This window comes from Actinophytocola oryzae (assembly GCF_004364325.1).
In the GTDB taxonomy this organism is placed as follows: domain Bacteria; phylum Actinomycetota; class Actinomycetes; order Mycobacteriales; family Pseudonocardiaceae; genus Actinophytocola; species Actinophytocola oryzae.
The window spans coordinates 74,720-88,742 of sequence record NZ_SOCP01000008.1; the positions used below are offsets into that span (position 1 = coordinate 74,720).

At 66.5% G+C, this 14,023-nt stretch carries 5 protein-coding genes; all 5 read left to right on the forward strand.

Annotated features, from left to right (window positions below; all coding sequences use genetic code 11):
- The first annotated feature begins 6 nt into the window (after positions 1-6).
- The 5 genes from CLV71_RS22045 (at position 7) to CLV71_RS22065 (ending at position 13,865) form a co-directional block, all read left to right on the forward strand.
- Positions 7-468 carry a cupin domain-containing protein gene (locus tag CLV71_RS22045; protein WP_133904735.1) on the forward strand — a complete coding sequence of 154 codons (462 nt, stop codon included), beginning with the start codon at positions 7-9 and terminating at the stop codon, positions 466-468.
- Positions 465-653, forward strand: a complete 189-nt coding sequence (locus tag CLV71_RS48540; protein WP_208297682.1) for a hypothetical protein — start codon at positions 465-467, stop codon at positions 651-653. Before CLV71_RS22045 ends, CLV71_RS48540 begins: the two co-directional genes overlap by 4 nt.
- A gap of 389 nt (positions 654-1,042) precedes the next feature.
- The gene (locus CLV71_RS22055) at positions 1,043-2,503 is read left to right on the forward strand and encodes an alkaline phosphatase PhoX (protein ID WP_208297683.1); all 1,461 of its coding nucleotides are present in this window, start codon (positions 1,043-1,045) and stop codon (positions 2,501-2,503) included.
- Between the two features lie 415 nt (positions 2,504-2,918).
- A complete protein-coding gene (locus CLV71_RS22060; RefSeq protein ID WP_133904736.1) occupies positions 2,919-6,956 on the forward strand; it encodes a LamG domain-containing protein in 4,038 nt (1,345 codons plus the stop codon).
- A gap of 240 nt (positions 6,957-7,196) precedes the next feature.
- On the forward strand, positions 7,197-13,865 hold the full coding sequence (locus tag CLV71_RS22065) for a polymorphic toxin-type HINT domain-containing protein (protein ID WP_166664205.1): 6,669 nt from the start codon (positions 7,197-7,199) through the stop codon (positions 13,863-13,865).
- Positions 13,866-14,023 lie beyond the last annotated feature (158 nt).

Consider the following 14,023-nt stretch of genomic DNA (forward strand, 5'->3'; position numbering starts at 1 on the left):
AAAGTCGTGGCGAAGGTGAACATCGTCCGTCCCGGTGAGGGTGAGATCCTCGGCAGCGGGGCGCAGCAGATCCGGATCCTGGAGAACGGCGAGCACACCGACCACCGGCTGGGGTTCGCCGAGGTCACGATTCCGCCGGGCACCCCGAGCCCGTTGCAGCACCGCCACGCCCAGCACGACGAGGGCTTCTACGTGCTGGCAGGTACGTTCCGGTTCACCGTCGGCGAGGACCACTACGACGCCGGGCCGGGCACCTGGGTCATCGTGCCGACCGGGGCACCACACACGTTCGCCAACATCGGCGACGAGAACGCGGTCATGCTGAACACGTTCACGCCGGACCTGTACGTGCAGTACTTCCGTGACTTCAAGGCCATGATCGAGTCCGGGCAGCCGGTCAACGCCGAGACCATGGAACCACTGTGGAAGAACTACGCCACCGAGATCTCGAACGAATACGCCTCGTGAAGCGCCTCCAGTACGACCGCTACGGCGGCCCGGAGGTGCTGCGGCTGGCAGAGTTCGAGCCACCACGACCGCGTCCGGACGAGGTCCGCGTCCGGGCGGCGGCTTCCAACGCGCCGGGCCGCCGTCCGGTTCGCCCAGGCGCGGGCAGCCTCGGTCGCTGGCAGCCGTCGCGACACTGCGGCTGACGAGGCTCGCGCGCTCGGCGTCGAACCGCCTCGCCGCCGTCGTGGAGATGGAAGGGCGGAACATGGTCGACTACAGCGAGGACCAACTCGGCGCGCTGGTACTCGGCCCGCCGCAGGTGTTGGAGCCGGTGTTCGTCGCGCGGAGGACCGGAGGATTCTGGGGCACCGAGGTGGACGCGTTGCGGAGATCGGGGACTGTCCACCTCCCGTGCCACGATCCTGGCCGAGTGGGCGGAACACCGGACCAACTTCACGCTGGCGTAACTGTGCCGAGACCCGGTTGATCAGGGCTGTCGATGTGAGCGTCCATGGCCGGGGAAGCGGGAACACACTCTCATTGTCCGCAGCGGTCAGCAGGACGATCAATTGCCGTCGGTGTGAGCAACCTCGTGCGGGTGTTCGCGGGTCGCGTGCTATTAATCGTGGTTCATCGGGTGTTCATGTTGGTCTGGGGAGTTGCCGTGACGGTGTCGCGTCGTCAGTTGTTGGGTCGTGTTGTTGGTGCTGGGGCCGGGGTGGTGGTGGCGGGGTATGTGGGGGCGTTGTTCGCGGCGCAGCCGGCGTCGGGGATCGCGGGGCCGTCGGTGGGGTATGGTCCGCTGATTCCGGACCCGGACGGGGTGTTGGATCTGCCGCGTGGTTTCCGGTACTCGGTCCTGTCGCGTGAGGGGACTGTTCGGCCGGACGGTTTGCCGGTGCCGAGTCGGTTCGACGGTATGGGGGTGTTTCCGGGGCGCGGGCGGGGTTCTCGGTTGGTGCGTAACCACGAGTGTTCGCCGACGTCGCGGATCGTGGTGGCGGCGTTGCCGGAGCGGACCTACGATCCGGCGGGGGCTGGCGGGACGAGCACGGTGGTGGTCGACGGGCGTGGTCGGGCCGAGTCCGAGCACGTGAGCCTGGGTGGTACGGCGATCAACTGCTCTGGTGGGCGCACGCCGTGGCGTACGTGGTTGACCTGTGAGGAGACCGAGGACAGGGCCGGCGAGAAGGGTTACATCAAGGATCACGGGTTCGTCTTCGAGGTCGATCCCTACGACGACGGTCGCAACGTGAACCCGACGCCTTTGGCGGCGATGGGTCGGTTCCAGCATGAGGCGGTGGCGGTGGATCCGCACACCGGGGTCGTGTACGAGACCGAGGATGCGTTCGTCGCTCCGCTGGGTGGCTTCTACCGGTTCCTGCCGGCGCGGCCTCGTGGCGGGTGGGGCAGCTTGCGGGCGGGTGGGGAGTTGCAGGCGTTGCACGTGCCGGAGCTGCCTGACCTGTCGGTGGTGGGGGAGGCGGGGACGGTGTTCGGTGGGGTGGAGTGGCTGACTGTTCCCGACCCGTTGGCCGCGGCCGTGTCGGTGCGGGCGCAGGACTACTCGAAGCCGATCACGCGTGGTTACAAGCTGGAGGGTGCGTGGTGGGGTGAGCGGGATCGGTGTGTGTATTTCGTGTCGTCGTTCGCGCGCACCGAACTGGGTTCCGCGGTGAATCACGATGGTCAGGTGTGGAAGCTGGACCCGCGGCGTGGCACCCTGCGACTGGAAGTGATCTTCACCCGGACCACACCCGGGCCGGGGAACCCGGAGTTCGACGCGCCCGACAACATCTGCATGTCACCTTACGGCGGGTTGATGATGTGCGAGGACGGTACCGGCGACGCCTACATGCTGGGCACCACCCGTGACGGTGAGGTCTTCCACTTCGCCCGCAACCGGGTCAACGCCGGTACCGCCGAAGAACCCGCTTATGGCGAACTGTCCGGTGTGGGGTTTTCCGCGGACGGGAGCACGATGTTCTTCAACATCTACGACCCCGGAATCACGCTCGCGGTGACCGGCCCCTGGAACCGCCACCGCGACTGAAGAACCACATGGAGCAGGTGATCCGGCCCGTAGATCGGTAGCGGTAAGTGGTTGAGGCTTTCGGCCTAGTTACTTCGTTGACCTCGTGTGGTTGAGTTTTTACTGGCCCAGGGTGCAGCCGGTGAGCGGGCCTCGAACGTGGGGGTTCGCCTGTGAGGTCTGGTACTGGTTCGCGCACGCTCAGATCACTCCGGTGGTCGACGTTCGGAACCGTGGTCGTCAGCCTGGGACTGCTGTTCCCCGTGGGAGTGGCGGCAGCGGCGCCCGCCGATGTCGTCGGCGAGGCGGCCGCACAGGTCAGGGCCAAGCAACTGCGCGAGCCGGTGCTGATCACCGGGATGACAACGCAACCGAGGAGTTCTTCGCCAATCCTGACGGGTCGTTCACCTACCGGCAGCACGAACGCCCGGTCCGGGTGCGGCAGGGCGAGGGCTGGACCGGCGTCGACGCCACGCTGACCCGACGTCCTGATGGGACTGTCACGCCGAAGGCGGCCGTCGTCGACGTCACGTTGTCGGCCGGTGGCAAAGGATCCGCGAACAGCCCGTTCGCTCGACTGGCGTATCAAGGCCACGAGGTCGGGCTGAGCTGGCCGGCTGACCTGCCGGCGCCGGTGTTGGCTGGTGCCATCGCGACCTATCCGGAAGTGTTTCCCGGCGTGGACCTCAAGGTCACGGCGGACGTGTTGGGGTTCAGCCAGGTACTGGTGATCAAGTCCGCCGACGCGGCCCGCGACCCGAGGTTGAGGAAGATCACCTTTGGCTCGCACACCAGGAACACCCGGGTACGTCAGGCCGCCGGAACCGAGCCGCGTCTCGAGGTCGTCGACGCCGCTGGGACGCTTGTCTTCACGGGTGACGCCACCCGGATGTGGGACTCCACTGGCAACGCGGCCGGCGGCGGGATCGGTAACGGTTCGCGTACCGCGGTGATGGGTGTCCAGGTCGCCGACCGGACCTTGTCGATCGTTCCGGATCAGGGCTTTCTCCTGGACAAGGCCACGAAGTACCCAGTGTACCTGGATCCGGACTACTCGTGCGCCGTCTGCGGCAAGGCCCATCACGCCGTTGTGCAGTCGGGCTTCAGTTCGGCCAGGAACTACGACGTCACCAGCGGCTTGCTCGACAATCTCAAAGCCGGCTACCAGACGACCGACGGTTCCGGTATCTCGCGGACCTACGTCGAGATGAACACCAGCGCCGTCATCGGCAAGGTCATCAAGTGGGCGACGTTGAACACGACCCTGCTCTACTCCTGGCATTCGGACGGCACGGCCACACCCACGGAGCTGCACCTGACCAACGCGTTCGGACCCACCGTCGACTGGACCCATCAGCCGGGACTGGTGAGCATCCCCGGTGTGCCTGCGCTCCAGTCGTCGAGCAACGTGACCAACCAGTCGTCGGCGCCGAACGTGTCGATGCAGTTCGGTGCGACGGGCGCGGTCACCTACGCCGCCGCGAACGGGTTGGGTGCACTGAGCTTCCTGTTGAAGGGAAGCAAGGAGACCGATACCACCTCGTGGCGCACGTTCGGCCTCAATCCCTACCTCGAGGTGCACTACAACTCGATCCCGGACAACCCTGCCGGGCATGCCATGCAGAACGGCACGGTGCCCTGCGTGAAGGGCCCGGAACGGCCGTGGATCGCCACCAGGACACCCGTCGTGCAGGCTCGTGTGTCCGATCCGGACGGCGGAAGCCTCGGCGTGCACGTGGCGACCTCCGGCGGCCCCTACGGCACCGATGTCCCCGGCACCTGGCACGACAACATCACCGAACTGCCCTGGTTCGGCACCCCTGGGCCGACTCGGCAGGCCTTGGCCAAGGTCCAGATTCCGCCCGACTGGATCACCAGCGACGGAATCTACAAGTGGGCCGCGCAGGTGACCGACGGTGAGTTGTCGTCACCACGCTGGGACTGGGACTGCGAGTTCTCCGTGGACACCTCGCTGCCGCCCGCGCCGGCGGTCGACCCGATCGGGACCCTGCCGGTCAACCAAGGTGACATCGCGTCGTTCAGGGTGTGGGTCGATGCGAGCGCGGCAGGAGCGACCAACGTCAGCCGGTTCGTCTACACGACCGACGGCAGCGAGCCGTCGGTACAGGGGTCACCGAGCGTGCCGGCCAACCGGCTCGTGCAGAGCGGGGGAGGCGTCGTCGGGTTCTTCGCCAGCGTGACCACCTCGGCGGCCAACTCGAACCAGAACCTGGTCAGGATCCGTGCGGTCAACAAGGCGGGAACACCGGGCGCCGACGGCACGTGTGCGAGCCCACTCACCACAGTCGGTACGGCGTGCGCGTACACCGTGGCACCGCTGACGTCCGCGAAGTTCCTCAAGGGTGCGTGGGCCTTCGACGACACCGCTGGCACGGTCGCATCGGACCAGGTGGCGACACTGAACCCGGGGGAGACGGCGCATCCCCTCACTCTCCGAGGTGGCGCCGAATGGGTTCTGGGCTACAGCCGCGGCAACTCCTGGACGCAGGCGGATGCGTTCGGCGCCAAGTACGGTACCCGGGGCGGCATGTACCTGACCAGTGGCGGCTATCTGGAGACATCGGCCAAGGTGATCGACACCTCGTCGTCCTTCTCGGTGGCGGCGTGGGCCTACCTCTCGAGCACGAACTCGTCCTACACAGTGGTGTCGCAGGACGGGGCCCACGTCAGTGGGTTCTTCCTGCAGTACTCCCCGGATGTGGGCAAGTGGACCCTGTCCACCACGCCGACCGACGCGGTGACCGCCACCACGAACCGCACGACGTCGGCCGACAACTCGGCTGTTCCTCGACTGAACACCTGGACGCACCTGGTGGGCACGTACGACGCGATCACGAGGAAGGTCTCGCTTTACGTCGACGGCAAACAGGTCGGTATGCGGACGCTCGACACATCGTTGTGGAACGCCACCGGTTCGTTCGTGGTCGGCGGGGCGAAGTGGAACGACGCCAGAGTCGATCACTTCCCCGGATTCGTCGATGATGTCCAGGTGTGGCAACGGGCGCTGTCCCCACAGGATGTGCATGAGCTGGCGTCGGTAGCGGTGCCTCGTGCGAGCTATGGCCTCGCCGAAGGTGCCGGCGCGAAGCTCGCCACCGGCGCCATCGGTTCCGAGCTCACCGGGGACTACGTTCCCGCACCCGTCCCCTCGCTGCACGGGTACTGGAAGTTCGACGAGGGAGCCGGCACGACGGTGCTCGATGCGAGCAACAACGGCGCAGGCTACGAGAACAACCTGATCACCACGAACGCGACCTGGGTCGCGGGCAAGACCGGCAACGCGTTGCGGTACAGCGGATCGGCCGGCAGCTACAGCTACTCCACGACCCGGGGCGTGGACACGTCGCAGTCCTTCACCGTCTCGGCCTGGGCGAAGCTGGCGGATCTGACCTCGTTCCAGGCGGTGGTCGGTCAGTCCGCCACGAACAAGCCTGCGTTCCAGATGCGCTACTCGCCCGACGTCAAGGCGTGGATCTTCGGTGTGAACAGGATGGAAGCGGCAGGCACGGTCACGGACTGGGCCTACCAGCCCGACTCGGTCACCACCACCGGTGTCTGGACACTCGTCACCGGCGTCTACGACAACGAGGCGAAGCAGGTCAAGCTCTACGTCGACGGCAAGTTCGTCAAGGCCACGCCCTTCAAGGGAGTTCCGTGGGACGCGACCGGGCATGTGACGGTCGGTGCTTACGACTACAGCGGCAACCCGACGCATTTCTTCAACGGCACCATCGACAACGTGCAGATGTGGCAGCGTGTTCTGACCGCGAGCCAGGTGGCCGGTCTCGCCGACGGCTCCTATGTGGACGACTCGTGGGACCTGTCCCAGGCCGTTGGCACGCCGACCGGATCGGTCAGCGAGACAACGGACGCGGACGGCGCCTATGCGTACTTCCCTGGCAATGCGCGGGTGACCTGGCCGAGGCCCGCGTTCTTCCGCACCGACAAGTCCTTCACTCTCGAGGCGTGGGTCCGGGCGGATGATCTCGCGAGCGGCACTGCGACCGCGGTCGCGTTCGCGGACAGTGACAAGTCACCTGTGTCGCTGGCGTATCGCCCCGACGGGGGCGGACGATGGGCGTTTGAGCTATCCGACTCGCGTGTCGTGATCAGTGACGCCAACGCCGTCGAGGGCGAGTGGACGCACCTGGCCGGCACGTACGACGCCGCGACCAACCAGGCGTGCTTCTACGTCGACGGACAACTCCAGAACACCGAGATCGGGACCTCGGGCCCGCAGACCGTCCAGGGTTGCTCCGCCGGTGTGGTCAGCCGTGACAACACCGGCGCGGTCGTGGCCGGGACCGGGTACGGGAACGGTGGGCAGCTGGTGAACCCGTGGCACGGTGGTCTCGCCGGGATCCGGCTGTACTCCGGCGTGCGCACCGTGGGCCAGATCGAGGACGACCGAACCGCCGACGACCCGGGCGCGCTCTTCGAGACCGGGCACTGAGTCTGACAAGGGAGAGCCGTGCGAGGCTGGCAGCGTAGCAGGACCCTGTCCTTTTTCTTGTCGATTCTCCTCGTCGGGACATCGACCACCGCGATGGCGGCGCCCGGTCCGGTGGGGTGGCACGGACTGGGATGGGACCTACCCACTCTGCAGACCGCTCGGTCTGTGCAGGGACGGGCAGTGCAGCCACATCCCGCGCCGCACGGTGAGTCCCAGCGGACCGCCCTGACCGAACCTCCGGTGACGTCGTGGCCTGTCGCCACGTCCGTCGAGGTGGACGTCACGGCGCAGAACGCAGCCGCGGCACCGCTGACCGTGGGCAGGAAGTCCGCGGGCGGCGCACCGGGCCGCGTCCGTGTCGAGACCCTCGACCGCGCCGCATCGGACCGCGCCGGCGTCGCCGGCCTGCTTACGAAGGTCGTGCCGGTCTCCGGCGACGTCACCGGCCCGTTGACCGTCGACGTATACTACGGCGGCATCGCGTCCGCTTACGGTGCCGGTTTCGGCGACCGGCTCACCCTCGTGTCCTATCCGGACTGCTTGGTGTCCACACCGGACAGGTCGGAGTGCCGGGTAGGCACGCCGCTGGCGACGGAGCATACGAAGAACAGGCACCTGAGAGGCGAGGTCGCCTTGCCGGCGCAGGCCGGACAGGGAAGTGCCCTCGGGTCACTGCTCGTAGCCGCGGTCGGCGGTCCCAACGGCGGCGAAGGTGACCTGACCGCCACCTCGTTGTCCCCGGCAGGGGCGTGGTCGGCGGGCGGTTCGAGCGGCGAGTTCACCTACGAGTACCCGATCACGCTGCCCTCACCACCGGCCGGCGACGCGCCAGGGCTGTCGCTGACCTACTCCTCCGGCAGCGTCGACGGCGCCACCTCGGCCACGAACAACCAACCGTCCTGGGTGGGCGACGGTTGGGGCCTGTCGGTCGGCGGATTCATCGAGCGGTCGTACAAGTCGTGCGCCAACGACCTCGGCGGCAACAACGGCCAGACCAAGACCGGCGACCAGTGCTGGGCCACGGACAACGCCACACTGTCCCTGGGGTCACACACCGGCCCGTTGGTCAAGGACAAAGACTCCGGCGTATGGCACCCCCAGCGGGATGACGGCGCCAAGGTCGAGAAGCTGACCAACGCGTCGAACGGCGCCCAGGACGGCGAGTACTGGAAGGTCACGACCACCGACGGCACCAAGTACTTCTTCGGCCTGAACCACCTGCCCGGCTGGGACGCCGACAAACCCGAGACGCAGTCCACCTTCACCGCACCCGTGTTCGGCAACAACGACGGTGAACCCTGCCACCAGGCCACGTTCGCCGCGTCCTCGTGCCAGCAGGCGTACCGATGGAACCTCGACTACGTCGTCGACCCGTCCGGCAACCAGATCGCGTACTACTACCAGCCCGAGACCAACTACTACGGGCTCAACATGAACACCACCAGCGCGGGCACCCGGTACGTGCGCGGCGGTTACCTGCTGCGCATGGAGTACGGCCTCAACACCAAGGCCGGCGGTGCCTACGCCGGCGCGCCCGCTCGGGTTGTGTTCGAACCGGCCGAACGTTGCCTGCCATCGGGCGCCGTCACCTGCGATCCGGGTCAGCTGAACTCCGGTACCGCGTCGTCGTGGCCGGACGTCCCCGCCGACCAGATCTGTGCCGAGGACGCGACCTGCACCAGTGTCTATCCGACGTTCTTCACCCGCAAGCGGCTGGCCTCCGTGACCACTCAGGTCACCAACGGGGCGGGTGGGTGGAACGAACGGGACAAATGGACCCTGGCACACACCTTCCCGGCGAGTGGCGACGGCACCAACCCGGTGCTCTGGCTGGACAACATCGTCCACACCGGACTCGTCGGCGACCCGCTGGCCATGCCGCCCACGACCTTCGTGGGCACGGCGAAGACCAACAGGACGTTCGCGAGCCAGGACTACACAAGCCTTTCCCGATACCGCATCACGTCGTTGGTCGGCGAACTGGGCGGCACGCTGACCGTCGACTACTCGACGCCGGACTGCCAGGATGGTGCGCCCGACCCGGCGACCAACACGACCCGTTGTTACCCGATGTACTGGACACCCGGCGGGAAGACCCAGCCGGTGCTGGACTGGTTCAACAAGTACGTCGCGACGGATGTCTACACCGACGGCCGCACAGAGCATTCCGTGCAGAACCGCACGCACTACGACTACGAGGGCGGCGCCGCCTGGCACTACGACGAGAACCCCCTCGTCGACGCGAGGTACCGGACCTGGTCACAGTGGCGTGGCTACGGTGACGTGACCACGACGACCGGAAACCCGCAGGACCCCTCCGGTCCACGGACCGCGGTCAAGGCGACGTACCTGCGCGGTATGGACGGGGACAAGGCCGCGACCGGCACCAAGAGTGTATCGGTGACCGACTCCCTCCACGAGTCTGTCCCCGACGCCCGGCAATACCAGGGAATCACCCGCGAGTCACTGTCCCTATTGGACGGTGACGTCATCACGACCACGATCAACGACCCGTGGTCGACCACCGCGACCGCGACCGACACCGACGGTGTCCAGTCGTTCGTGACGGGCATCGGCCTGACCCGCACGCGGACGTGGATCGCCGCGACCAACTCGTGGCGCGAGAGCCGCAAGACGACGACGTTCAACGACAAGGGGTTGCCGCTCGCGGTCCAGGAGGACGGCGACACCGACGACCCGGCGCAGACCACGTGCACGCGCACCATCTACGCCGAGAACGAGACGAGCTGGCTGTACACGCTGCCGAGTTCGGTCCAGCGTGTGTCCGGGCCCTGCGTCGAGACCAACCCGGCGACCAGGCTGAACATCATCTCGGACGACCACAAGCACTACGACGGCCAGGACTTCGGCGTCGCGCCGACAGAGGGCCGGCTCACCCAGGTCGACACACTGGACACGTGGCCGGCAGACGGCGGACCGACGTACCAGTCGACGAAGTCGACGTACGACACGGTCTACGGCCGGCCGCTCACGACGACCGACCCGTTGAACCGCGAGACGACGACCTCCTACACGCCGTCGACCGGCGGACCGGTCACCCAGGTCACGACCACCAGCCCGCCCGTGACCGTTGCCGGAGTGGCCACGTCGTTCACCTCGACCACCACGTTCGACGCGGTCTCCGGCCTACCGACGTCCACAGTGGACCAGGCAGGTCTGCGCACGGACAAGACCTACGACTCGCTCGGCCGGGTCACGGCTGTGTGGTTACCCGGGCGCTCCAAGACCGCCAAGCAGTCCGCGAACGTGACCTTCGGCTACGCCGTCAACACGTTGCCGCCGAGCGTGGTGACCACCAACCGGCTGCTCGCCTCCGGTGCCTACGCAACCACATACACGATCGTCGACGGTCTCGGCCGCACCGTACAGGTCCAGGAACCGACCTCGTACGCGGACGGCGGCCGGATCGTCACGGACACGCTGTACGACTCCCAGGGGCGGGCGTGGAAGGTGCACAACCCGTACTGGAACAGCGTCGCGCCGCAGGGTGCTCTCCTGGTCGTCCAGGACAACGCCGTGCCGAGCACGACCGTGTCCAACTACGACTCGGCCAACCGCGGTACAGCATCGATCTACCTGCACAACGGTGTCGAGCAGTGGCGCACCACCACCGTTTACGACGGCGACCGGGTGACCGTCATCCCGCCGGCGGGTGGCACCGCTTCGAGTGTGATCAGCAACGGTAAGGGCCAGAAGGTCAGCACGTTGCTGTACAAGGACCTGGCACACACCGGCCCTGACGACCTGGCCGACACCACGACGTACAGCTACACCCGAGCTGGTCAGCTCGCCACCATCACCGACGCGACAGCCCAGAACACCTGGACGTTCGAGTACGACCTGCGCGGTCACCAGATCGTCCAGATCGACCCGGACGCGGGTAGGTCGACGTCGACCTACGACGCGATGGGGCAGCGTCTGACCGCGACCGACGCGCGCGGCAAGACCATCGCCTACTCCTACGACAACCTCGGCCGGCAGACCGGCTCCTTCGAGAACACCACCGCAGGCACGCGACTCACGACCCACACCTACGACACGCTGCTCAAGGGCGCACCCACGAGCTCCGTGCGTTTCGTGGGCGGCAAAGCCTACGTTACGGCCGTTTCGGGCTATGACACGGCCGGCAGACCCAAGGGCTCGAGGATCACCATCCCCAGCAACGAAGGCAGCCTGGCCGGCACGTACGACTTCGGCACTACCTACAACGCCCTGACTGGTGCCGTGGCGACGCGGTCGTCGCCGGGTGTGGGCGGCCTGCCGACGGAAACGATGTACTTCACCTACAACACGCTGGGCAAGCCGACCCAGCTCTACGCGGCCAACGCCGGCGGCGGCGCGGGCACGACGCTCGTGTCGGATGTCAAGTACAACCAGCTCGGCCAGCCGCTGCGGATGAACTACGCCGACCCGAACGACCCCAAACAGGTCTCGACGACGTGGACCTACGAGGACGGCACGAACCGGTTGAGTTCGTCGGCGACCGTCCGCGCCACACAGACGGACAAATGGGTGACCAACCGTGCGTACACCTACACGCCCTCCGGTGCGCTGACGAAGATCACCGACGTCGGCGACACGCAGTGCTTCCAGTACGACTACCTGCAGCGACTGACCCAGGCGTGGACACCGTCGTCAAGCGACTGCGAGACGGCGCCGAGCACTACAGGGTTGGGCGGTTCGGCCCCGTACTGGACAGAATGGACACACGACGTCACCGGCAACCGGACGACCGAGACCGACCACGCGGCCGCCGGCGACACGGTTTCCACGCTGACCTATCCGAATCCGGGCATGCCGCGCCCACACGCCGTGACGTCGGCGACCACTGTCGGTCCAGCGGGAAACACCACGGATTCCTACGGCTACGACGAGTCGGGCAACACCCTGACCCGCACCAAGGCCGGCGCCGCGCAAACGTTCACGTACGACATCGAGGGCCACGTCGCGACCGCGTCGGACGCCTCCGGTCAGGAGTCGTCGTACCTGTACGACGCTGACGGCAATCGTCTCATCACCCGCGACGCCACCGGCACCACACTGTTCGTCGGCGACCTCGAGTTGTTCGTCGCAACCGGTACCACCACCAAGACCGGGACACGCTTCTACCAGCTCGGCGGCGTCCAGGTCGCGGTCCGCACCAGCGCGGGCCTGAGCTGGAAGGTCGCCGACCACCACGGCACGTCAACGGCCAGCGTCAAGGCGTCGGACCTGTCGATGAGCCGCCGTTACCTGGACCCGTACGGCAACTCACGGGGGACGCAACCGTCGTCGTGGCCGGACAAACACGCGTTCATCGGCGGATACCAGGACACGACGAGTCTGGTCCACATCGGTGCCCGAGAGTACGACCCGTCGACCGGACGGTTCTCGACTGTCGACCCGGTCCTGGACCCGGCTGACCCGCAGTCGTGGAACGGCTACGCCTACGCGGGCAACAACCCGGTCGACCACAGCGACCCGACCGGCGAGTACTGCGACAGCTGCGATCTGTACACCGGCGCGCAGATCGGCATTGGCTGCCCACCCTGTAGCAATCCTCCCGCCAGCAGCCCGACAGCCAACGGCGGCCACTACTGCGACGGATGCAACAACGGCGCGGGCTGGGCCACTCCACACGGCAACTATCCGGGGAAGGTCGGCTCGCACGGCAAACCCGTGCTCGACCTGTCAAGGGTCGCCAAACCCCCGCTGATACGCGACCTCCAACGACACTTCTACGAGAACAACGGCGAGTGGTACCCCCTCGAGGGCGAGGAGTACCTTCTCGATCCGATACCTGGGTACGTACCGCCGGACGAGCTCAGTGAGGGCACGCGGTGGCTGATCCTCGGCGGTGTCGTCGCCGGCATCGCCTGTCTCATCCTCGAACCGTGCGGCGCGATCGTCGGCGGCGCCATCGAGGCCAGCGCTCCAGGTATGGCATCGGTTCCCATCGAGATGAGCGCTGGTGTTGGCGTTGGTGTGGGTGCTGGCGCGGGCGTCAAAGGTATCAGCGTCATCGACGACGCCCTCAGTTCAGGCGCGAAAGCCGAGAACGCGGCAGCCAAGGAGGCGAGTGCCGCGGCGAACGCCGCCAAGACCTGTGCTGGTGGAAAGAGCTTCCTCCCGGGAACACCGGTTCTGATGGCCAACGGGTCGACCAAGCCGATCGACGAGATCGAACCGGGTGACCTGGTGCTCGCGACCGATCCGGAGACCGGGGAAACCGGTGCGCGGGAGGTTGTGGCCACTATCGTCGGCCAGGGGCGCAAGGTACTCGTTGACCTCACCGTTGACACAGACGGAGCCGAGGGGGGCCAGACCGGGAAGATCACCGCCACGGCCAACCACCCGTTCTGGGTCACCGTGCGAGGCTGGGTCACCGCCGCCAACCTCCACATCGGCGACAGCCTCGTCAGCCAGCACGCGGCTGCGGCTCGGGTTCTGGCGGTCACGACACACAGCCAGTACGCACGGGTCTACAACCTCACCGTCGCCAGCCTCCACACATACTATGTACTTGCTGGTCCCGCGCCGGTCTTGGTGCACAATTCTCCGTGTGACCATGTCGCGCTCGGCTTGCAGGAGGCAGAGGGGAACCCGATGGCGCTTGACGAGTTCGGCATGGAGACGGGCGGCGCTACATACAGTAACTGGCCAGGGAGTGGGCCATGGTACAAGAAGTTGAACACGTTTCTCGAGTCTGGATCGAAGACTAGGATTTCGTTCAATTTGACCGGAATTGGTAATCCCCGCGCTGCTGCGGCCGCCGGCAAGTCGGTTGATCCGAGTGGATTCGAAGGGCTCACGAACTGGGAACTCTACCGGGTGAGCCAATCGCCGCACGCGTGGAGTCGGATCACTTGGTACGATAGGGGAAAAGTCGTTGGCAATCCGTTCAAATGAGACGCCTGGAGGCGCGGTTGCCTTCAGCTCTGAGCGTACGTTCAGAGTGTGGCGATACGGAGTAGGTCACTCTCAGCTACTGCTTAGGGCAGTTCCTGACGAGGTAAACAATGCTTGTCTCGATCTTCTTTTCGAGGGTGTGAGCGCTATGAAGATGG